At 67.8% G+C, this 20,665-nt stretch carries 18 protein-coding genes, 3 tRNA genes and 1 pseudogene; 9 read left to right on the forward strand and 13 right to left on the reverse strand.

Annotation, left to right across the window (positions count from 1 at the left end):
• Positions 1-5: 5 nt before the first annotated feature.
• Positions 6-1,784 (reverse strand): AMP-dependent synthetase/ligase, encoded by a 1,779-nt coding sequence (locus IM25_RS07545; RefSeq protein WP_033097825.1) that lies wholly within the window; start codon positions 1,782-1,784, stop codon positions 6-8.
• Positions 1,785-1,927: 143 nt separating this feature from the next.
• On the opposite strand from IM25_RS07545, the gene IM25_RS07550 reads away from it, so the two are divergent.
• Both IM25_RS07550 and IM25_RS07555 read left to right on the forward strand, forming a co-directional pair.
• A complete protein-coding gene (locus tag IM25_RS07550; RefSeq protein WP_065996490.1) occupies positions 1,928-4,387 on the forward strand; it encodes a molybdopterin oxidoreductase family protein in 2,460 nt (819 codons plus the stop codon).
• A complete protein-coding gene (locus IM25_RS07555; RefSeq protein ID WP_033097824.1) occupies positions 4,384-4,878 on the forward strand; it encodes a hypothetical protein in 495 nt (164 codons plus the stop codon). The genes IM25_RS07550 and IM25_RS07555 overlap by 4 nt, the downstream gene beginning before the upstream one ends.
• Positions 4,879-4,890: 12 nt before the next feature.
• On the opposite strand, the gene glfT1 is transcribed toward IM25_RS07555, so the two are convergent.
• The 3 genes from glfT1 to IM25_RS07570 all read right to left on the reverse strand — a co-directional run bounded on the left by glfT1 (position 4,891) and on the right by IM25_RS07570 (position 7,287).
• Positions 4,891-5,781, reverse strand: a complete 891-nt coding sequence (gene glfT1 / locus IM25_RS07560) for a galactofuranosyltransferase GlfT1 (RefSeq protein WP_016692663.1) — start codon at positions 5,779-5,781, stop codon at positions 4,891-4,893.
• Positions 5,774-6,625, reverse strand: coding sequence for a galactan export ABC transporter ATP-binding subunit Wzt/RfbE (wzt, locus tag IM25_RS07565; protein WP_085989319.1), 852 nt, complete (start codon positions 6,623-6,625; stop codon positions 5,774-5,776). Before wzt ends, glfT1 begins: the two co-directional genes overlap by 8 nt.
• A 77-nt stretch (positions 6,626-6,702) precedes the next feature.
• Positions 6,703-7,287 carry a bacterial proteasome activator family protein gene (locus IM25_RS07570; protein ID WP_033097823.1) on the reverse strand — a complete coding sequence of 195 codons (585 nt, stop codon included), beginning with the start codon at positions 7,285-7,287 and terminating at the stop codon, positions 6,703-6,705.
• A 146-nt stretch (positions 7,288-7,433) separates the two neighbouring features.
• Here IM25_RS07570 and IM25_RS07575 point away from each other — a divergent pair, with 146 nt between their 5' ends.
• On the forward strand, positions 7,434-8,633 hold the full coding sequence (locus IM25_RS07575) for a cysteine desulfurase-like protein (protein ID WP_006553481.1): 1,200 nt from the start codon (positions 7,434-7,436) through the stop codon (positions 8,631-8,633).
• Here the strand turns inward: IM25_RS07575 and IM25_RS07580 are convergent.
• The gene (locus IM25_RS07580) at positions 8,630-9,616 is read right to left on the reverse strand and encodes an NAD(P)H-quinone oxidoreductase (protein WP_065995923.1); all 987 of its coding nucleotides are present in this window, start codon (positions 9,614-9,616) and stop codon (positions 8,630-8,632) included. The genes IM25_RS07575 and IM25_RS07580 overlap by 4 nt on opposite strands.
• 119 nt (positions 9,617-9,735) lie before the next feature.
• Here IM25_RS07580 and IM25_RS07585 point away from each other — a divergent pair, with 119 nt between their 5' ends.
• Together IM25_RS07585 and IM25_RS07590 are read left to right on the forward strand one after the other, a co-directional pair.
• Positions 9,736-10,206, forward strand: coding sequence for a MarR family winged helix-turn-helix transcriptional regulator (locus tag IM25_RS07585; protein ID WP_033097821.1), 471 nt, complete (start codon positions 9,736-9,738; stop codon positions 10,204-10,206).
• A gap of 51 nt (positions 10,207-10,257) precedes the next feature.
• Positions 10,258-10,345: transfer RNA gene (locus IM25_RS07590), tRNA-Ser, on the forward strand.
• Positions 10,346-10,590: 245 nt separating this feature from the next.
• On the opposite strand, the gene IM25_RS07595 is transcribed toward IM25_RS07590, so the two are convergent.
• The 3 genes from IM25_RS07595 to IM25_RS07605 form a co-directional block, all read right to left on the reverse strand.
• Positions 10,591-11,334, reverse strand: a complete 744-nt coding sequence (locus IM25_RS07595) for an MBL fold metallo-hydrolase (protein WP_033097820.1) — start codon at positions 11,332-11,334, stop codon at positions 10,591-10,593.
• A gap of 31 nt (positions 11,335-11,365) precedes the next feature.
• Positions 11,366-11,764 (reverse strand): flavodoxin domain-containing protein, encoded by a 399-nt coding sequence (locus IM25_RS07600; protein WP_033097819.1) that lies wholly within the window; start codon positions 11,762-11,764, stop codon positions 11,366-11,368.
• 81 nt (positions 11,765-11,845) lie between these two features.
• Entirely contained in the window at positions 11,846-13,108 is a 1,263-nt protein-coding gene (locus tag IM25_RS07605; RefSeq protein WP_019290322.1) for a helix-turn-helix domain-containing protein, read from the reverse strand.
• A gap of 147 nt (positions 13,109-13,255) precedes the next feature.
• Between IM25_RS07605 and IM25_RS07610 the strand changes: the two genes are divergently transcribed.
• Together IM25_RS07610 and IM25_RS07615 are read left to right on the forward strand one after the other, a co-directional pair.
• On the forward strand, positions 13,256-15,097 hold the full coding sequence (locus tag IM25_RS07610; protein ID WP_065995924.1) for an NAD(P)/FAD-dependent oxidoreductase: 1,842 nt from the start codon (positions 13,256-13,258) through the stop codon (positions 15,095-15,097).
• Positions 15,098-15,272: 175 nt separating this feature from the next.
• On the forward strand, positions 15,273-16,271 hold the full coding sequence (locus IM25_RS07615) for an alpha/beta hydrolase (RefSeq protein ID WP_065995925.1): 999 nt from the start codon (positions 15,273-15,275) through the stop codon (positions 16,269-16,271).
• A 21-nt stretch (positions 16,272-16,292) separates the two neighbouring features.
• Here IM25_RS07615 and IM25_RS07620 read toward each other — a convergent pair whose 3' ends face one another.
• Positions 16,293-17,990 (reverse strand): bifunctional metallophosphatase/5'-nucleotidase, encoded by a 1,698-nt coding sequence (locus IM25_RS07620; protein ID WP_033097816.1) that lies wholly within the window; start codon positions 17,988-17,990, stop codon positions 16,293-16,295.
• A gap of 100 nt (positions 17,991-18,090) precedes the next feature.
• Positions 18,091-19,170 carry a histidinol-phosphate transaminase gene (gene hisC / locus IM25_RS07625; protein WP_065995926.1) on the reverse strand — a complete coding sequence of 360 codons (1,080 nt, stop codon included), beginning with the start codon at positions 19,168-19,170 and terminating at the stop codon, positions 18,091-18,093.
• A 148-nt stretch (positions 19,171-19,318) separates the two neighbouring features.
• Between hisC and IM25_RS07630 the strand changes: the two genes are divergently transcribed.
• Together IM25_RS07630 and IM25_RS07635 are read left to right on the forward strand one after the other, a co-directional pair.
• Positions 19,319-19,410: transfer RNA gene (locus tag IM25_RS07630), tRNA-Ser, on the forward strand.
• A gap of 37 nt (positions 19,411-19,447) precedes the next feature.
• Positions 19,448-19,520: transfer RNA gene (locus IM25_RS07635), tRNA-Arg, on the forward strand.
• Positions 19,521-19,945: 425 nt separating this feature from the next.
• Here IM25_RS07635 and IM25_RS27365 read toward each other — a convergent pair.
• The 3 genes and pseudogenes from IM25_RS27365 to IM25_RS26710 all read right to left on the reverse strand — a co-directional run bounded on the left by IM25_RS27365 (position 19,946) and on the right by IM25_RS26710 (position 20,446).
• Positions 19,946-20,074, reverse strand: a complete 129-nt coding sequence (locus IM25_RS27365; protein ID WP_019290319.1) for a hypothetical protein — start codon at positions 20,072-20,074, stop codon at positions 19,946-19,948.
• A gap of 73 nt (positions 20,075-20,147) precedes the next feature.
• Positions 20,148-20,246 (reverse strand): annotated as a pseudogene (locus IM25_RS26705) (TIGR03619 family F420-dependent LLM class oxidoreductase); the annotation flags it as partial.
• The gene (locus IM25_RS26710) at positions 20,207-20,446 is read right to left on the reverse strand and encodes a hypothetical protein (protein ID WP_230826342.1); all 240 of its coding nucleotides are present in this window, start codon (positions 20,444-20,446) and stop codon (positions 20,207-20,209) included. The gene IM25_RS26710 and the pseudogene IM25_RS26705, both read right to left, overlap by 40 nt.
• Between the last annotated feature and the right edge of the window lie 219 nt (positions 20,447-20,665).

A 20,665-nucleotide genomic window follows, 5' to 3' on the forward strand; every position in this document is an offset into this window, starting at 1 on the left:
CGTGATCAGCCCGCGTACAGCTTGTCGATCTCCTCCGCGTACTTCGCGTCGATGGGCTTGCGCTTGAGCTTCATCGTCGGGGTCAGCTCGTCGCCCGAGGGTTCCCAGATCGTCGGCAGCACCGTGTACTTCTTGATCTGCTCGACCCGCGACAGCTTGCTGTTCGCCTCCTCGACCGACTTCGCGATCGATTCGAGGACCACCGGATGCCGGGAGAGCTCCTCGTGGGTGCCGCTGAGACCGTGCTGTTCGGCGAAGACGGCCAGGGCATCGGGATCGAGCGCGAGCAGTGCGACGTTGTAGGGGCGGTCGTTGCCGATGGCGACGGCGCCACCGAGCATCGGGCAAGCGGCACGCAGGGCGCCTTCGATGTTGGCGGGCGACATGTTCTTCCCCGCCGCGTTGACGATGATCTCCTTCTTCCGGTCGATCAACCGCACGTATCCGTCCGCGTCGATCTCACCGATGTCGCCGGTGTGCAACCAACCGTCGGAATCGATTGCATCCGAGGTCTTCTCGGGGTCGTTCCGGTAGCCCTTCATCAGCAGCGGACCCGAGACGAGCAGTTCGCCGTCCTCGGCGATCCTGAGCTGCGCACACGGCACGGCCTGCCCGACGGTGCCGATGCGGATGGCACCCGGCCGGTTCATCGTGACCACACACGAGGTCTCCGACATGCCCCACACCTCGGAGCACGGAATGCCGAGGGCGAGAACGAACTCGAGGACCTCCGGCGAGATCGCGGCGGCACCGGTGACAGCGGCCCGGACCTGGTCGAGGCCGAGCTTGCCGCGGATCGCGGACAGCACCAGCCTGTCGGCCACCGCGTGCTGCACCTCGAGGGTGCGGGGGACCGGTTTGCCGTCGGACTGCAGCCGGGCGCGCTTGCGTCCGACGTCGATCGCCCACAACGCGAGCTTCTTCTTGATCGGGCTCGACTCCTCGGCGAGGGTCTTGTCGATCGCGGCCTTGAGCTTGTACCAGACCTGGGGGACGGCGCCGAAGAGCGTCGGCCGCAGGCTCGGTAGCACGGTGATGGCCTGCTTGAGGTCGTCGAGCGTGGTGATCTGCATGCCGCTGTACAGGCTCGAGTAGTGCGAGCCCCAGCGGTTGGCGATGTGCGCGTCGGGCAGATACGACAGGATCCGGTCGTCCGGGCCGGTGGGCAGATACGAGCTCGTCGCCTCGAGTTCGGCGAGCAGGTTGGCGTGGGTGAGTTCGACACCCTTCGGCGGCCCGGTGGTGCCGGAGGTGTAGATGAGGGTCAGCAGGTCGGACGGCTGCACGGCCTTCCACGAGGCCTCGAAGTCGAAGGACGGATCGGCGGCGGCCTCGAGGTCGTCGAGGGACATGGTGCCCTCCGGTTTGCCGTCGATGCACACCAGGTGCTCGACCTTCGTGTCGCCGAGCGCCTGCCGCAGGACGGGGACGAACTGTTCCTCGGCGATCATCACGTGGTTGCCGGCGTTGCCGAGCACGTACGAGATCTGTTCGGCGGTCAGTGAGTTGTAGATCGAGAACGGCACCGCGCCGAGGTGGATCGCGGCGGTGTCGAGAAGGTGGAATTCGGGCCGGTTGGTGAGCATGAGGCCGACGGTGTGCCCGCGGCTCACGCCGAGGCCGGCGAGTCCGGCGGCGAGGCGTTCGACGCGCTGCGCGTACTGACGCCAGGTGTAGGAGACGGAGTCGTCGGGGGTGCGCAGCGCGACCTTGTCGGGGTACGCCGCGGCGGTGGTCTGGAAGGCTTCGCAGAGGGTCGACGGTGAGGTGGCACGAGGGGTCATCACTGGCTCCCGAGGTCGAGTGTGGCGAAAGTGTAGGACGAAGTGCGTACATCCGTGGTCGGATTTGCCGGATTGTTGCGCCGGAATCGACAGGCGATGCAGGCAAGTGTTTGTTCCTGCTCGCCCCGGGTACCGCCGGGAGCATGACCACCGTGGATCGCATCGCGGATCCGTGGGGTTCGCGCACACCCTACGGACCCGGGCAACGCTGGCCCACCCGCGTCGACACCTATCTCGCCGACGGACTGACCGAGGACGATGTCGACAGGTGGGTGCAGTCGGCGACCATCCTGCATTCCAACGGCGACGGCCTCGACATCGCCGTCAAGGACGGGCGGATGGTGGGGGTGCGCGGACGCGCCGTCGACCGGGTCAACCACGGGCGGCTCGACCCCAAGGACCTGTTCGGCTGGCAGGCGAACCACTCGGAGGACCGGCTCACCGTGCCGTTGATCCGCCGCGACGGCAAACTCGTCGAGACCGACTGGGACACCGCGATGGATGCCGTCGCCGGTCGCACGAAACAACTGCTCGACGAGCGCGGCCCCAGCTCGGTCGGCTTCTACACCACCGGGCAGCTGTTCCTGGAGGAGTACTACACCCTCGCGCTCATCGGTCACGGTGGCATCGGCACCAACCACATGGACGGCAACACGAGGCTGTGTACAGCGACGGCGGCAGCCGCCCTCAAACAGTCCTTCGGGTGCGACGGCCAGCCCGGCTCCTACACCGACATCGATCATGCCGACGTCATCGCGCTCTACGGACACAACATGGCCGAGACGCAGACGGTGACATGGACGCGGGTCCTCGATCGGCTCGCCGGACCGAATCCGCCGGCCGTGATCTGTGTGGATCCGCGGCGGACGCCGGTCGCGCGGGCCGCGACGGTGCACCTCGCCCCGCGCCCGGGCACCAACGTCGTCCTCATGAACGGGCTGTTGCACGAGATCCTGCGACGCGGGTGGATCGATGAGAAATACATCGAGGACCACACCGTCGGATTCGACGAACTGCGCACCCAACTCGACGACTATCCCCTCGAGAAGGCCGCCGAGATTTGCGACGTCCCCATCGAGGATCTGCGGGAGACCGCTCGACTGCTCGGCACGGCGGAGCGGCTGCTCTCGACGGTCCTGCAGGGCTTCTACCAGTCCCATCAGGCCACCGCGGCTGCCGTGCAGGTGAACAACATCCATCTCGTGCGCGGCATGCTCGGTAGGCCCGGTTGCGGAGTCCTCCAGATGAACGGGCAGCCCACCGCGCAGAACACCCGCGAATGCGGCGCCGACGGCGACCTGCCGGCCTTCCGCAACTGGGCCAACGAATCGCACGTCGAGGACCTCGCCCGGGTGTGGAACATCGATCCGATGCGGATCCCGCACTACACCGCGCCGACCCACCTCATGCAGATGATGCGGTACGTCGAGGACGGCTCGATCCGCTTCCTCTACGTGAGCGGGACGAACCCGGCGGTGTCCCTGCCGGAATTGCGCCGGGTGCGTGAGATCCTCTCCCAGGACAGGCTTTTCCTCGTTGTGCAGGACATCTTCCTGTCGGAGACCGCGCAGCTGGCCGACGTCGTCCTGCCCGCTGCGACCTGGGGTGAGAAGACCGGGACGTTCACCAACACCGACCGGACCGTGCACCTGTCGGAGAAGGCCGTCGAACCACCCGGACAGGCCAGACCCGATCTCGACATCTTCGTCGACTACGCGCGCCGGATCGATCTGCGTGACAAGGACGGAGACCCGCTCGTGAAGTGGTCCACGCCCGAGGAGGCATTCGAGGCGTGGAAGGAGTGCACGGCCGGGCGGCCCTGCGACTACACGGGCATCACCTACGAACAACTACGTGGCGGCAGCGGAATCCAGTGGCCGTGCAACGCCGACGCACCCGACGGGACCGAACGTCTCTACGAGGGCGGAAAGTTCTGGGCCGCACCGGACTACTGCGAGAACTACGGACGGGACATGGTCACCGGAGCGCCGGTCGAACCCACCGAGTACCGGGCGCTGAACCCCTTCGGCAAGGCGATCATCAAGGCGGGTGAGTATCTTCCCCCGCACGAGACGGTCTCCGACGAGTATCCCTATCTACTCACCACCGGCCGCACGCTCTACCACTTCCACACCCGCACGAAGACCGGCCGCGCCCCGCAACTGCAACGCGCGGCACCGGAGGTGTGGGTGGAGATGTCGGCGGGCGACGCCGAGCGGCACGGCTGGGCGGAGGGCGACCTGCTGCGGATCGACACCCCGCGCGGGCACGTCACCGCGCGGTTGCGGATCAGCGGGATCCGGAACGGGGTGCTGTTCCTGCCGTTCCACTACGGCTACTGGGACACCCCGGCGGGCCACGAACCGGCGCTCGAGGGGCGCGCGGCCAACGAACTGACCTTCACCGACTGGGACCCGGCGTCGAAGCAACCCCTGTTCAAGTCGGGCGCCGCGCGCGTCGAACGGGTCGCCGTCGCCGAGGGCGGGCCGTCCGCGGCACCGACCACCACCGCCTCGGCACCGGTCTCCGGCAGCGTGCCCGCCACCTCGGGTGGACCGGACGCCGAGATCACCGAGACGCTCGACGACGGAGGACCGCGATGAACAAGGTCTCCCTGGCGATCCGCGAACTGCACCGCTCGGAGAACGACCTGGCGACCGAACTGCTGCGCACGGCGGACCGGCACAAGGTCGACCACGAGATCTTCCACGTTGCGCGTGACATCGCCGGCTGGTCGCAGCAGCATGTGCGCGAACTCGCCCGCGCCGGCCACGACTACGACCTCGACCTCGACCTCGACGACGAGCCTCAGGGCGTCCACGAGGTGCTCGCTGAGGTGCGGCGGAAGGGAAGCGAGATGCTCGGACGCCGACACACCCCGAGCGTCCTGCTGCTGCGGGACCTGCGCACCGTGCACCGCATGGCGGCGGGGGTCTCACTCGACTGGGAGATCCTCGCCCAGACGGCGCAGGCCCTGAGCGACCGCGAACTGCTCGCCCTCTCCGAACGCTGCCATCCGCAGACCCTGCGCCAACTGCGCTGGGCGAACGCGAAACTCAAGGAGATCGCGGCGCAGACGGTCATCACCGACTGAGCGACGGCACCGTCAGGGGCGTTCGAATCTCTCCTCGCGCCCGAGTCTGCGCAACCGGATCCACTCGCGCAGACCGGCCGGGTCGCGGCGCGTGATCAGGAAGTACCAGCCGAACCGCACCCATTCCTGGGGCAGCAACCGGCGCAGTCCCGGCTGCGACAGCAGGTAGCCGCGGTTGCGGTAGGTGAAGAAGCGCTTGGTGTCGTTGTCCGGATACTGCGTGTGCATCCGGCCGCCGAGAATCGGCTTGAACTCGTCGGCACCGTCCGGGTGCAGATAGGCCGTCTGCAGGCAGGTGCCGAACGGCAGTCCCGAGCGGACGAGACGCCGGTGCACCTCGACCTCATCGCCACGGACGAACAGGCGCAGGTCGGGCACACCCACCGCGTCGATCGCCGCGGCGGTGAAGAGCGCACCGTTGAACAGCGAGGCGATGCCGGGCAACAGGTCCTCGTCGCCGAGTTCGTGCCGCCACCGCCGCCACACCACACCGCGACGCAGCGGGAAGGCGAGGCGGTCGGGTTGCGCGATGTCGCACACGACCGGCGACACCTCGGCCAGGCCGTTGCGTTGCGCGCAGTCGAGCAGCGTCGCGAGCACGTCCGGTCCCTCTGGGCGGCCGTCGTCGTCGGCGAGCCACACCCGGTCGGCTCCCAGCGACAGCGCGTACAGGATGCCGAGGGCGAAGCCGCCTGCTCCACCGAGATTGTGCTTCGAGCCGAGATAACTCGTGGGCAGGTCCACCGCGTCGACGAGCTCACGCACCGCGTCCTCGTCGCCGTTGTCGACCACCACGAGATGGTCGAGCGGACGGGACTGCGAGGCAAGAACTTTCAGCGAATCCGCCAGCAGTTCGCGTCGGCGGTGTGTGACGACGACGCCGATGATCCGTTCGTCAGCCACCGTTCGAACCCGTCGAGGCCGCGGCGTCGGGGGCGGACTTCGCGATCCGCTCACGCTCGAGCTCGTGGAGGATCGTGCGCACGTGATCGCCGGCCTCGTCGCCCTCGTAGGCGCGCACCACGTGCTCGATGTCGCCCTGCTCGCGGATCTGGCCGTGGTCGATCCACATCGCCTGGTCGCACAGTTGGGCGAGGAACTCGTTCGAATGGCTGGCGAACACGAGGATGCCCGAGCGCGCGACGAGATCCTGCAGACGCACCCGCGCCTTCTTCATGAACTCCGCGTCGACCGCGCCGATGCCCTCGTCGAGCAGCAGGATCTCGGGATCGATGCTGGTGACCACGCCGAGCGCGACACGCACCCGCATACCGGTCGAGTAGGTGCGCAGCGGCATGTTGAGGTAGTCGCCGAGCTCGGTGAAGTCCGCGATCTCGTCGACCTTGGCCAGCATCTGCTTGCGGCTCATCCCGAGGAACATGCCGCGGATGATGATGTTCTCGTAGCCGGAGATCTCCGGGTCCATGCCGACGCCGAGGTCGAACACCGGCGCGACGCGACCCTTCACCCGAGCGTGGCCGCGCGTGGGCTCGTAGATCCCGGAGAGCAGACGCAGCAGCGTGGACTTGCCGGCACCGTTGTGGCCGACGAGCCCGACGCGGTCGCCTTCCTTCAACGACATCGTGATGTCGCGCAGAGCCTCGACGACCACGACATCGGAGTCGTTGCGGCCGATCGCCCCGCCCGCCTTACCCAGGAAGGCCTTCTTCAAGGACCGGGTCTTGGCGTCGAAGATGGGAAAGTCGACGCACGCGCCGCGCGTTTCGATGCTGACCCGACTCACGATGCTGCTCCAGACGCTGACACGGGACCCGAGCGTACCCGTCGCGCCGATACCCGAGTCCCGGGGCGTACCCGGTGGGACTACAGGTACTGGCCGGTTCCGGGGTGGGTCTGACCGGGAAACGATTGATCGTTCTGGCCGCGACCGCCCTGCGCGACGCCGGGAGGAAGCGCTCCCTGACGCATCTGCTCGAGCTGGGCACGAGCCGCCATCTGCTGAGCGAACAGCGCTGTCTGGATGCCGTGGAACAGACCTTCGAGCCAACCGACGAGCTGAGCCTGCGCGATGCGCAGCTCGGCGTCGGAGGGCACCGCGTCCTCACCGAAGGGCAGCGCGAGCCGCTCGAGTTCCTCCCGCAGATCGGGGGCGAGGCCCTGACCGAGTTCGCGGATGGACGACAGGTGGATGTCCTTGAGCCGGGTGCGGCTGGCGTCGTCGAGCGGCGCGGCCTTCACCTCTTCGAGGAGCTGTTTGATCATGGTGCCGATCCGCATGACCTTCGCCGGCTGCTCGACCATGTCGGCCAGGGATTCGCCGCCGTTCTCGGTCTTCTCCTCCTCCGGCCGGACGTCGGCCTCCACGCGGGCCGCCTCCTCGCGGGAGACACGGATGGGCCGGCCGTCGGGGCCGATCACGAGAACCTGGTCGTTGTCCGGATGTGTCATGGCTCCATTCTCCCTTTCCCACCTCGGGGGTGCCCGGTTACCCGAGGGACCCGGAGTGCCGGGTACCCCGATCGAGCCTACCGAGAGGGCAACGCCGAGTGCAGGTACGGCGCGTCCCATTGACATCGGGACCTAGAGTGTCTGCCATGGCTTACGACGTTGCCCGGATCCGGGGGTTGATCCCCTCGCTCGGGGACGGGTGGATCCATCTCGATCCACGGGCCGGTATGCAGATCCCCGATGTGGTGTCGCGCACCGTGTCCACTGCCTTCCGCAACTCGGCCGCGTCGTCGACCGGACGGCACCTGTCGTCACGTCGCAGCGCCGCGATCCTCCAGGAGGCGCGCGTCGCGGTCGCGGAACTCGTGGGTGCCGATCCGGACGGGGTCGTCCTGGGCCCGAGCCACGCGGTGTTGCTCGCCTGGCTCGCCGAAGCACTCAGTTCCCGCCTCGGGCTCGGCACCGGCATGGTGCTCTCACGGCTCGACGACGAGGCGAACATCGCTCCCTGGTTGCGGGTCGCGAGCCGCTACGGCGCGCAGGTGCGCTGGGCCGAGGTCGAGATCGAGACGTGCGAGCTGCCCACCTGGCAGTACGAGGAACTCGTCACGCCCACCACCCGGCTCGTCGCGCTCACCGCGGCGTCGTCGATCGTCGGCACCGCGCCCGACGTGCGGGTCGTCGCGGATCTCGTCCACGAGGTCGGTGGGCTCATGGTCGTCGACGCCGCGGGCGCTGCCCCCTACGCCCACGTCGACATCGACGATCTCGGCGCCGACGTCATCACCGTCGACATCGCCTCGTGGGGCGGCCCGCAGATCGGTGCGCTCGTCTTCTCCGACCCCGCGCATCTCGAACGGGTTCCGGCCATGTCGCTGAACCCGCACGCGCGCGGCGCCGAACGCCTCGAGGTGGGCGGTCACCAGTTCGGTCTGCTCGCCGGTATCCCCGCGTCCATCGACTTCATGGCCTCACTGGACGACGACGCCACCGGCTCCCGCCGCGAGCGTCTCGACATCTCGATCAGCTCGATGCAGAACTACCAGGACGTGCTGTTCGACCGTCTGATGCGACAGCTCGACAGTCTCACCGGCGTGATCGTGCTCGGCCGCGCGTCGAGCCGCGTCCCCACCCTCAGCTTCACCGTCGACGGGGTCCCGGCCGAGAAGGTCGCCGCGCATCTTGCCGACCGCCGCATCGCGACGGTGGCGAGCACCCGCGGATCGAGCCGGCTCCTCGACTCCCTCGGCGTCAGCGACGAAGGGGGAGCGGTGAGCATCGGCCTCGCCCCCTACACCACGAGCTTCGAGGTCGATCAGCTCGTCCGTGAGCTCCGCAACCTCTAGTTCCGTTCGATCCGCAGCACGACCTTCCCGACGGTCTCGGGGCTGTCGAGCAGTTCGTGCGCCTGTGCCGCCTCGGTGATCGGCAGCTCGGCGTGCACGACGGGATGGACCTTCGCCTCCTCGATGAGCGGCCACAGATCGGCGCGCACGGAGTCGATGATCGCGCTCTTGCCCGACGGCCCCGAGTCCGGACGGCCGCGCAGACCGGTCGCGATGACGTGACCGCGCTTGGCGAGCAACTTGCCGAGGTGCAGTTCACCCTTCGTGCCACCCTGCATGCCGATGACGACGAGCCGTCCGTCCGGAGCGAGGACGTCGATGTTCCGGGACAGGTACTTCGCACCCATGTTGTCGAGCACCACGTCGGCGCCACCGAAGGCAGTGCGCACCTCGGAGACGAAGTCCTGTTCGCGGTAGTCGATCGCCAGGTCGGCGCCGAGTTCGCGGCAGCGGTCGAGTTTGCCGGCCGAGGCCGTCACCGCCACCTTCGCGCCGAGCGCCTTGCCCACCTGGATGGCATGCGTGCCGATGCCTCCGCCGCCACCGTGGACGAGCAGGACGTCGCCGCGCTTCAGGCCGGCGGTCATCACGACGTTCGACCACACCGTGCACGCGATCTCGGGAAGCGACGCGGCGACCGCGATGTCCATGCCCTTCGGGGCGGGCAGCAGCTGGGAGGCAGGGACCGCGACCTTCTCGGCGTAACCGCCACCGGTGAGGAGGGCACAGACCTTGTCGCCGATGTTCCAGCCCGTCACACCCTCGCCGAGTTCGGAGATCACTCCGGAGCATTCGAGGCCCAGGATGTCGCTCGCCCCCCGGGGCGGCGGGTAGAGGCCGCGCCGTTGCAGCAGGTCGGCGCGGTTGACCGCGGTCGCCGCGACATCGAGAAGTACGTGCCCGGGAGGCAGGTCCGGGTCGGGCTGCTCGGTCCACCGGAGAACTTCTGGACCACCGGGTTCGGTGGCGACGATTGCATACATGTGTTCGACGCTATCGCGTGCGGGGCAGTGAGGAGACGATCACGCCGCTCGCCGCGCGCTCACCTGCTCGAAGCTACCGTGCGGTAACCGGATCGGGCCGTCGGCATTACACTCCCGGCGTGACCAGCGAACGAGACGAACCCAAGTGGCTGACCGCAAAGGAGCAGGAGGCCTGGCGTCTCTACATGGACGGCAACAACCGTCTCATGAGCGCCCTCAGTCGGTCTCTCAACGACCGACACGACCTGTCGCTGGCGGAATATCGGATCCTGGTCATGCTCTCCGAAGCCCCCGACGGCGCCCTGCGCATGAGCGATCTCGCCGACGGCGTGCTCTCCTCACGCAGCCGGCTCACCCATCAGATCCGGCGGATGGAGCAGGAGAAGATGGTCGTGCGCAGCTCGTGCCCCGACGACGGTCGCGGTGTGCTCGCCACCATCACCGACGAAGGCAGGCGGCGTCTGGCGGAGGCCGCCCCCACCCACGTCGACGACGTGCGCAACTACCTCATCGACCTGCTGTCGGCCGACGAGCTCGACATGCTGGCGCGGGTCTTCGCGCGCGTCGAGCACACTCTGGCCGACCGCTGAGGTCGCGAATCGGTTATGCCCTGCTTGCGCGGAGCGGTTAGGATCTGCCACGGAAGCGTGGCAGAGCGGCCGAATGCACTCGCCTTGAAAGCGAGCTTGGGTAACACCAACGGGGGTTCAAATCCCTCCGCTTCCGCCACGGAAGAGGTTCCGGCACCCGTCAGGGAGTCGGAGCCTCTTCTCGTTTCTACCGCCGGGTGGCGACCATCTTCTCCTCGAGGATCCAGGTGCGCCCCTCGTCCCCAGCTTCCGTCGAACCGTGAGAAAGCCCCGAGCTTCGGGTCGGCGACGCCGGTCAGAAGAGTGGCACCGAGAGCATTCATGCGGCCGGTGTGCCCGCGCAGTGCGGGCATGTCCCCGGTTCCCGTGGACCGATCACATCTGTCAGCTCGGTCCGGCGGCCACCGCTCGTTCCACGGCCACGGCCGCACCGTCGTGCCAGGGCTCACCGTGGCCGACGAGGACGTGCTTCGCGCCGGTGCCGGCGATGGCCGCCAGCGAGGCGAGGGCCCTCCTGCTGTCGGCGGTCGCCGCACCCGAGACGATCTGCGGACCGTGCCTGCCCGTGTACGGATCGAGGGTGACGATGGCGTCGCCGACGATCACGGTGTCGCGGTCCGGGAGATGCAGCGCGCAATGCCCGTAGGTGTGGCCGGGTGTGTGCAGGGGGACGGGGCGGCCCGGCAGGTCGAGCGGTTGGGAGTCCTGGAAGAGCGTCACGTCGTGGACCCCGCGCACCCACAGCGCACCGGCCACGGTCATCCGGGCGAGAACGGGGATGCAGGCGGGATATCGAACGGGATAGAGCAGCCGGTTGCGTTCGTGCTGGTAACGATAGGGGTGGGCGGCGAGGAACTTCTCGTCGCGATGCGCCCATACCGGAACCCGCCACCGTTCACGCAGCCGCTTCGCCGACCCGACGTGATCGAAGTGGGCGTGCGTGAGGACGACTCCCTGCACGTCGTCGATCCGGCGACCGATGCGTGAAATCGCCTCTTCGATGCGACCAGCGGTCGCGGGTAGTCCCGTGTCGACGACGGTCACTCCGGCGTCGTCCTCGATCAGGTAGACGTTGACGTCGGCGTGCGCGAGGCGATGCACGCCCGGCGCGACATCCGTGTGGAGCATGGCGGCCCTTCGCTCGGGTGAACGTGCGGGTTCAGCTGTGTCCGTCGATCTCGTCGGCGATGAAGGCGGCCCACGACCGCACCTCGTCCTCGCCTGCGGACGGACTGAACGACCGGTAGTCGAGCGCGGCGAGTTCGGACACCAGATCTGTTGTGTCCTCGGTGCTTTCGTCGCCCACCGCGAACAACCACACGAGCTGCTGACTCAGCCCGGAGGCCCGCGACGACAACAGTTCGACGGTGTCGGGCGAGTACTCGCCGGCGTCGACCTCGCCTCCGAAGACGACGCCCTCGAACTCTTCCGACCGCTCGAGATCGGAGGTGTCACCGACGGTGACGTCGATGTCCCGCTCTCCCAGCGTGTCGGCGACGAGCCGGGCGATCTTCTGTGCCGGACCTTCGGGGCTGTCCGTGACGACGAGAACGGTCATTGTGTCTCCAGCATGTTCGGCGACTTGGGTTCACTGGTGCGTTCCCGGTCCCCGAGGGGCGGAAACATGCCCCCGGCCGTGTCAGCGGTAGACGCCGAGTGCCCGCACCCCCGGCGCCCCCGACCGGCGGACGAACTCGGAGTCGGCGAGGCGTTCGTCCGCACCGAGATCCAGCGACAGGTCGACGGTGGTGGCGAGCCGGTAGGGCTTGCTCTCGATCACGTCCCCGATCGCGCGTCGCAGTCGCGACACCTCGGCGCGGACCGACACGGCATGGTCGTCGTCCCCGTAGAGGGCCCGGCTGAGCGCTGCGACCGTCATGCCGTCCGGGCCGCGCTCGTGCAGCAACAGCAGGATCTCGGCCTGACGTGCGGTGACGATGCTGTGCCACGAGTCGTCGTCCCCGAAGACCTCCACTGTGGGCGACGACGACACGTGCAGCACCATCCGCATGCGCGACGACGAGGCCGCGCCGCGGATCAGCCAGCCGTGCGAAAGCCGCTCGGGCACACACAGTCCCATACCGGGAACGGTCAGTGGGCGTGCGTGCCGCGGAACCGCGACCCGCTCGGCGGCGATACCGGAGGCGTGCGCGACCCAACCGTCCTCGTCGACGAGCAGCACCGGTCCCCGCGTCGACGACAGCAACGGAGCAGCCTCGGTGCGCAGCCGTTCGAGTCGCACCTCGTGCCGTCGCCACAGTTGTGCTTCGGCGAGCCGGACGGCGGTGTCGACGAGGGCGATGATGGCCGGGTGCAGGGTCAGCGCGGGACCGCTGACGTCGACGATGCCCAGTAGGTCGCCGCGGATCGGATCGTGGATCGGCGCAGCGGTGCAGTACCAGGGATGCTGGGTCGTCTCGAAGTGTTCACCCGAGAACAACTGCACGGGCGCGGCCTCCGCGAGCGCCGTGCCGATGGCGTTCGTGCCGACGGTCGACTCGGTCCACACAGTTCCCTCCTGGAAACCGAGGGCGTCGGCGCGTGACCGGATCGGTGCCGAACCGCTGCGCCAGAGGATCACGCCGTCGGCGTCGGTCACCACCAGCAGCAGATGCGAGGCGTCGGCGACGGGTGTGATGACCTGCTCGAGATCGCCGATCACCGCGGAGAGGGCGGACGCGCGGCGACGTCGCTCGATCTCCGCGACGGGCAGCCGGCTGCGTTCGTTGGTGCCGGTGGGATCGAGGCCCGCGTCGAGCACGCGCTGCCACGAACGGGACACGAGCGGACGGGGTCGCATGGGTGACCGGGCGCCGCCGATGACCGCGTCGTGCATCCGCGTCAACTCGCGCGCGTAGCGCGACAGGTCGGTGCCGGGCGCGATCGCGCTGAACGTGGTCACGGTCTCCTCTTCGTCGTCGTCCTCGGAGCATAGGTGGCAAATGTGTGCTGCGCCACAAGTGGGGCGCCGTGCAACGTGACGCAACGCTTGCGGGGAACCGGCCGCGAGGAGTGTCCTGGATCACATCACCACGGGAAAGGACTCACCATGACCGACACCCTCGACAAGCCCACGACCTCCGGCACCGCGACGCCCGACGAACGCGTCGATGCCTGGTTGCGAGCTTTCGAAACCGCCCTCGCACAGCGCGATGTCGACGCCGCTGCGGGCCTGTTCGGCACCGATTCCTTCTGGCGCGACCTGGTCGCCTTCACCTGGAACCTCAAGACCGTCGAGGGACGCGAGGGCGTCTCGGACATGCTGCACGCGCGACTCGCCGACACCGATCCCAGCGGCTTCCGCACCACCGAACCAGCGAGCGACGACGACGGCGTACTCAGCGCCTGGATCGCGTTCGAGACCGCGGTCGGTCGCGGCGTCGGCCACCTGCGTCTCAAGCGCGACGAGGAGAGCGGCCAGGACCGCGCCTTCACGCTGCTGACCACGATGCAGGAGCTGAAGGGATACGAGGAGAACAAGGGCACGCGTCGTCCCCGCGGCACGAAGCACGGCGCCGACAAGCAGAGGGTCACGTGGTCGGAGCAGCGCGAGATCGAGGAACGCGAACTCGGTTACACGCGTCAGCCCTACATCGTGATCATCGGTGGTGGTCAGGGCGGTATCGCGCTCGGTGCGCGCCTGCGTCAGCTCGGTGTTCCCGCAATCGTGCTCGACAAGCACGACCGTCCCGGCGACCAGTGGCGCAGCCGCTACAAGTCGCTGTGTCTGCACGACCCCGTCTGGTACGACCACCTGCCGTACATGCCGTTCCCCGACAACTGGCCGGTCTTCGCGCCCAAGGACAAGATCGCGGACTGGCTCGAGATGTACACGAAGGTGATGGAGGTCCCCTACTGGTCGAAGTCGGAGTGCACCTCCGCGAGCTACGACGAGGCAACGGGCGAATGGACCGTCAACGTCCTGCGCGACGGCGAACCGGTGGTCCTCCGGCCGAAGCAGCTCGTCATCGCGACCGGCATGTCGGGGAAGCCGAACATCCCCGACTTCCCCGGCATGGACCTGTTCCGCGGCGAGCAGCACCACTCCAGCGCCCACCCGGGTCCGGACGCCTACGCCGGCAAGAAGGCCGTCGTGATCGGTGCCAACAACAGTGCCCACGACATCTGCGGTGCCCTGTGGGAGGTGGGCGCCGACGTCACCATGGTGCAGCGCTCGTCGACGCACATCGTCCGGTCCGATTCGCTGATGGATCTCGGTCTCGGCGACCTGTACTCCGAGCGGGCCCTCGCCGCCGGCGTCACCACCCAGAAGGCCGACCTGACCTTCGCGTCCCTGCCGTACCGGATCATGCACGAGTTCCAGATCCCCATCTACGAGAAGATCCGCGAACGCGACGCCGAGTTCTACGACCGGCTCGAGAAGGCGGGCTTCCAGCACGACTGGGGTGACGACGGTTCGGGCCTGTTCATGAAGTACCTGCGTCGCGCATCCGGCTACTACATCGATGTCGGTGCCTCGGAACTCGTCGCGAACGGCGACATCAAGCTCGCCCACGGCAACGTCCGCGAACTCACCGAGACGTCGGTGATCCTCGAGGACGGCACCGAACTCGAGGCCGATCTCGTCGTCTACGCGACCGGCTACGGCTCGATGAACGGCTGGGGCGCCGACCTGATCTCGCAGGAGGTCGCCGACAAGGTGGGCAAGTGCTGGGGCCTGGGCTCCGACACCACCAAGGACCCCGGCCCCTGGGAGGGTGAGCAGCGCAACATGTGGAAGCCCACGCAGCAGGACGGCCTGTGGTTCCACGGCGGCAACCTGCACCAGTCGCGGCACTACTCGCTCTACTTGGCGCTGCAACTCAAGGCGCGTTACGAGGGCCTCCCGACCCCGGTCTACGGGTTGCAGGAGGTGCACCACCTCCGCTGACCGACACAGCTCTCCCACGCGTCGCTCCCGCCGCCCGGCGGGGGCGACGCGGCCGTGGATCCTCCGATTCGTCACGAATAGGAGGGTGAATATTAGGGTCGCGTGCAGGTCCGCTTGACCGGGTACAGGTAGTGACTGTGAGATCACTGCAGGTCGTCGGGGGACGGGGAGTTCGATGGTGAAGAGACGCGCGGCGGCTGTAGCGGTGGCCCTGATGGTGCCGGTCTCCGGCACGACGATCGCCCATGCCCAACCGATCCATGCACAACCGGCGCACGTGCAGCCGGTGTCGGCCAGGATCGACCATGTCGAGCGGGTCGGCGACAGGCAGACGAAGCTGTTCGTCCACTCGGCCGCGATGAACCGGGTCGTGCCGGTGCAGGTGCTGCACCCGGCCTCGGCGGGGGCGCGCCCCACCCTCTACCTGCTCGACGGCGTCAGCGCCGGCGAGGAGTCCGAATTCCGCGAGAGCACGTGGACCCAACGCACCGACATCGCGGAGTTCTTCGCCGACAAGAACACCAACGTCGTCCTTCCCGTGGGTGGCACCGCGAGCTACTACACCGACTGGAACAACCCCGACCCCGTGCTCGGGATCAACAAGTGGGAGACCTTCCTGACTGAGGAACTACCCCCGCTGATCGACGCCGAGTTCGACGGCAACGGCACCAACGCCGTCGCGGGCCTGTCGATGGGCGCCACCGGGGCGATGTCCCTGATCACCCGCAATCCCGACCTCTACCAGGGAGTCGCGGCGCTCAGCGGTTGCTACGACACCTCCAGCGACCGCTCCCGCGACACCGTCCGCGGAACCGTCGCGTACAAGGGCGGCAACCCCGACAACATGTGGGGACCGCCCGACGACGCCCGATGGGAGGAGCACGACTCCTACCTGCACGCCGAGAAGCTGCGCGGCAAGGAGGTCTTCCTCAGCACCGGCAACGGCCTGCTCGGCCCGCACGATCTCGGCGCCGGCCAGGACGTGCTCACCGTCGGCGCGCCGCTCGAGATCGGCACCTTCGTGTGCACCGTCACCTACGACCGTCGCCTCCGCGAACTCGGTATCCCCGCGCAGGTCGTCTACCGCCCGTGGGGCACGCATTCGTGGGGCTACTGGCAGGACGACATCAAGGCCGCGTGGCCGACCCTCGCCGACGCACTCCGACTCCGCTGATCGCGCGTCGACGGCACCGTCTCAGTGGAGGCGGATGCGGTCGACGGCCGGCGGCTCCACGCGTGAGCGGGTCGCCAGATAGTTGTTGAGGGCGTCGAGATCCTTGCCCGCGCCGACCAGTCCGTGCGCTTCCGTACACACGGTGAAACCGTCTCCGCCGCCGGCCAGGAAGTTGTTCATCACGACCTTGTACACACGCTCGGGGTCGACGGCCTCGCCGTCGATCGTGATCGAACGGATCCGTTCGCCGCGCGGCGCCAGGCGGTCGAGCGTGTAGGTCAGATTGTGCGAGGGCGCCAGGATGCGTTCGACCTCCGAGCCGACCGGGCTGTCCTGAAACTGCTGCTCGAGCAGCACGTCGAGTTGGGCTCCGGTGAGGTCGAGCACCTGCAGCATGCTCCCGAAGGGCTGCACGGCGTAGGTCTCCCGGTACGAGACGGTGCCGTCGCCGGCGAGGAGGTCGCCGCGGAGTCCGCCGGGGTTCATCAGCGCGATCTGCGCGCCGAGATGCCGCGTCGCCGCGAGTTGTGCGTCGGCCACCAGATTGCCCAGCGCCGACTCTCCGCTCGGGCTCTCGCTGCGCGTGACGTCGGCGCCGATGCGCGCGATGGACCGGTTCGCGACCTCCGCCGACTTCTCGACTGCCCGGTCGACGAACTCGAGAGTGGTCGGATCCGGATCGATGTCGTGCGTGACGACCTGCGTGAACACGACGGTTCGGTCGCGCAGCACCTCCCGGCTCTGCCGGTCGATGACGAGGTCGGCGACCGACAGGATGCGCCCGTGCGAAGCACCCTGCACGACGGTGCGCGGCCTGCCCGCCGGGTCGGTGTAGGTGCAGTTGAAGTGCCGGTCGCCGTCGGAGGTGACGATGAGGTCCACGTCGGGGGAGACGGACGTCGCGATCGCCGCCGCTCCGTCGTCCCCGCTCGGACACGGATCGTCGCCGTCGATGGCCCCGATGTCGCCCTTGTAGAGCACCACGATCGAACGGACGCCGAGCGCACCGAGGCTGTCTGCGGTGCGGTTGACAGCGGCGATCTCGTCCTCGAACTGCAGTCCCGCGATCGCGTCGGGCCGGATGATGTCGGGGGTGTTGCTCGGCACGACACCGATGACGCCCACGGGCAGTCCGTCGACGTAGTCGATGCTGTAGGGGAGTGCGGCCGGTGTGCCGTCCGTCGTGGTGAGGTTGGCGCCGAGGATCGGGAAGTTCGCGCCCTCGAACGGTTCGGTGTAGATGCACCCTTCCTTCGGGTGGCAACCGCCGTCCCGCAGTCGCTCGAGTTCGGCGTAGCCGCGGTCGAGTTCGTGGTTGCCGAGGGTCGCGGCGGTGAGATCGAGTTCGTCGAGCAGGGCGATGGTCGGCTCGTCGTGGAACAGGCCCGACTCGAGCGGCGACGAACCCCACGTGTCGCCCACGGCGTAGAGCACGGAGTTGTCGGCCTGTTCCCTGAGCTGCCGGACGTAGGCGGCGAGATAGGCCGCCCCCCCCGCGGGGACCGAGACGCCGTCCGACCGGACGACCTCGCCGTGCAGTCCCTGCGGGGGCAGCAGATTTCCGTGCAGGTCGCCGAATGCGATCACCCGGAGCGGGACGGCGTTCGAGGGGATTGTGCTCGTCGGCGCGGCTCCGGCAGGTGCCGCACCACCGAAGGCGACCAGTGAGCCGACGACTGCGCAGGTCGACAGGGCGCGCCGCACCTTGCCTGCCCCCATGCAGTTCCTCCGCCACCCGACCCGATCCGACCGCCCGAGTCTGTCAGGGCCGGATCACGCCACCGATACCCAGCTATAACGGTTGGGTCTCGTCACAGGATCAGCCGATGCCGGCGAGTGCCCGTCCCTGCCCGGTTGCGAAGTCGAGGAAGAGATCGTTCTCATGCGGGTCGCCGATCGTCACCCGGGTGCCCTCGCCCGTGAAGTTGCGGAGCACCACGCCTGCCTCCGCTGCGGCTTCGAAGAACGCGGCGGAGCGTTCACCCAGCGGCAGCCAGAGGAAGTTCGCGGCACTTGTGGGCACCTCGTAGCCGGCCTCGACGAGTGCCGCGTGGACCCGTTCCCGCTCGGCGACGACGCCCTCGGTGCGCGCGAGCAACTCGGTCGCGGCGGCGAGCGAGGCCACGGCAGCCGTCTGGGCGAGCGAGTTCACGGAGAATGGGGTGTGGACCTTGCTCAGCGCCGTCACGACGGACGGGTCGGCGACCGCGTATCCGACGCGGATACCGGCGAGACCGTAGGCCTTGGAGAAGGTGCGGAGCACGACGACGTTGCGGCGACCCTCCGCGAGCTCGAGACCGTCGGCCAGATCCTCACCGGGCTCGGGGCGGACGTACTCGAAGTACGCCTCGTCGAGGGCGACGACGATGTGCTCGGGGACGGCGTCGAGGAACTGCGCGAGCTCCTCCTTGCCCAGCAGCGACCCGGTGGGATTGTTGGGATTGCACACGAAGATCAGCCGCGTGCGGTCGGTGATCGCGGCGAGCATGGCCTTCAGGTCGTGACCGTGGTCCGCGGTGTTCGGGACGCGCACGGCGGTCGCGCCGGCGACGGCCGCGATGATCGGGTACGCCTCGAACGACCGCCACGCGAAGATCACCTCGTCGCCCGCATCGCACGTGATCTGCACGAGCTCCTGGCACAGGCTCACCGATCCGCAGCCCACGGCGATCTGCTCGGTCGGGACGCCGAGTCGTTCCGACAGTGCCGCGATGAGCTCCGTCGCGCTGTTGTCGGGGTAGCGGTTGAGGCCGGCGGCAGCGTCGGCGATCGCCTCCCGGACGCTGGGGAGCGGACCCATGGTCGTCTCGTTGCTGGCGAGCTTCACCGCACCGGGGAACGAGCGGCCCGGAACGTAGGCGGGGATCGATTCGAGGTCGGGGCGGGGCCGTGGAGTCACGAGCCGATTATGCGCCTCGTCGTGAGACCGCCGGTCGGCAGGATGGGGGAGACCGTCCATCTACACGCCTCTGAACAGGCGTTTTGCGTTTCCCCTGGGGGCATGTGTAATGTTTCGATCCGGCGGTTCGAGAGCATCGAATCCCCGAGGAGGCGTGCCAGAGCGGCCGAATGGGACTCACTGCTAATGAGTTGTCCCCCTTACCGGGGACCGGAGGTTCAAATCCTCTCGCCTCCGCCAGTTGGTGTAGCCTCACCAACGACAATTGAATACACATGCGCCCGTAGCTCAACGGATAGAGCATCTGACTACGGATCAGAAGGTTAGGGGTTCGAATCCCTTCGGGCGCACACACGAAAACCCTCACCGGTACTCCGGTGAGGGTTTTCTCGTATCTGGTTACGGAGTCGCCACGACACAGAATCGACACGGCTTGCTGACCGGCTTCAGCGACATCTTTGTGGCTATCTTCACTCCGCAAGGGGCGTCACGTGACTTCCCCGGACTGCAGGAGGGTGTGCAAGATCGGTCCTGGTCCAACAAACAGATGGAGATTCTTGCCCAGTGCCTCCGTGACAATGTCGCGACACCGGAGGGCGCTCCCGACTACGACGACGTCATGATCTGGTACGACGAGTTGGCGGCAGAGGTGCCGACCGGACGGTTACGTCCGCCTGACAGGCTAGGTTCGACCCCTTCGGGCACACAGACCAAACCCTCATCGATCCTGTCGGTGAGGGTTTTCTCGTTCGAGGATTACTGTTTCCGGTTGCGCTCACGTGAGCTTCGCGATGATCCTCTCGGCGAAGTCCTCGATCGGCGCGCGGTACTGCTCGGCGGTGCCGAGGAGGTGATCGTGGTCGCCCGAGTGGGTGGCCTCCCAGTTGGCCCACGGCGACACCATGACGCCGGCACAGGATCGGTACCGGGCTCGGCGGGTGGGGTTCGATGGTCATCTCGGGGATGTCGTAGTACTCGCCCCGGAACGAGACCCATCCTCCCTTCCACAGTTCGCGCAGCGCCCGGATCATCTCGTTCAGCCGGGGCCCGCGGTTGTCGAAGTCCTGGCCGAGCAGTTCGAACTCCTCGCGCATCCATCCCGCGGACAGTCCGATGGAGACCCGGTCTCCGGCGACCAGAACGGCTTGCCGCTCTCGTGCCCGGGGTAGACCGTCTTCAACTCCTTCGGGTAGATGAGGTGGTCCGAGACGAGCAGGCCGTGGAATCCGGCGTCGTCGAGCATGCGGGCGGCGGCCGGCATCTCCGTGGCCTTCATGAATGCGGTCCCGCTCCGGAACTTCACTCGAATGCCCTCCGAATTTTCGATGCGCGCCGACGATGAAAGAGTGACGTTTACATTATCGGGAACAAGGTTCTATCAGAGTATGTGACCGCAGTCATGAGGTGAAACGCCACCGTCCCCGGTCCTGCGCTACGAGTGAACGTTCCGTCTTCGTGTCGAGCTGACCCTCCACCTGGAGTCGGGGACTCGATC

The sequence above is a fragment of the Rhodococcus sp. p52 genome (assembly GCF_000763325.2).
GTDB lineage: Bacteria > Actinomycetota > Actinomycetes > Mycobacteriales > Mycobacteriaceae > Rhodococcus > Rhodococcus pyridinivorans.